The organism is Bradyrhizobium sp. CCBAU 11434 (assembly GCF_028128895.1).
Taxonomy (GTDB): Bacteria; Pseudomonadota; Alphaproteobacteria; order Rhizobiales; family Xanthobacteraceae; genus Bradyrhizobium; species Bradyrhizobium zhengyangense.
This window is the reverse complement of sequence record NZ_LBJX01000026.1, coordinates 1-763: the sequence shown is the minus strand read 5'-3', so window position 1 is coordinate 763 and position 763 is coordinate 1. Positions and strand designations below refer to the sequence as shown.

General features: G+C 59.2%; 1 pseudogene. It reads right to left on the bottom strand.

The window, feature by feature from the left end:
* Positions 1-695, bottom strand: a pseudogene (locus XI06_RS12870) (IS5 family transposase); the annotation flags it as partial.
* Positions 696-763: the final 68 nt, after the last annotated feature.

Here is a 763-nt window from a genome sequence, read left to right as displayed (position 1 = left end):
GTCATACCGAGTAGCGACACGCCTGAAATCCTTGAGCCGGCAGAAACAGCGCTCGATGACATTGCGTCCTTTGTAGGCACGTTTGCTGAAGCTGTGGAGGACCACCCTGTTGGATTTGTTTGGAATGACGGGCTTCGCGCCGCGATCGACGATTTCGGCCCGAAAGCCGTCGCCGTCGTAGCCTTTGTCCCCGATAAGGCTAGACATGGGCGGCGCGAGCTTCAAAAGGGCCGGTCCTGCGGCAATATCTGCGGCTTGCCCCGGAGTGAGATGAAATGCGCAAGGTCTGCAATCAGGGTCGCTCAGCGCGTGGATTTTCGTGGTCCGCCCACCGCGCGAGCGGCCGACCGCCTGTTCATGCTCCCCCCTTTTCCGCCGCTCGCCGAGCGATGCGCTTTGATCGTGGTGGAGTCGATGGACAAAGTCACGCTGTCCTTGCCACAGCGGGCGAGCGCTTCAAAGATCGCCTGCCAATGTCCGCGCTTAGCCCAGCGATTGAAACGATTGTAGATCGTCGTGTACGGGCCATAATCGGGCGGGCAATCGCGCCAGCGCGCACCGCACTGAAGCATGTGAATGATGCCGCTGATGATACGTCGATCATCATCGCGCGCCGGGCCGGTCTGGTTCGTTGGCAGATGTGGGCTTATCAGAGCCCATTGCTCGTCGTTGAGCCAGAACAGTCCTTTGCGCATCCAACTCCCCCGCACCGAATCAATTCGGTGCGAGGGAATCAAAGTTCGCTAATTAGGTACAGACCCTA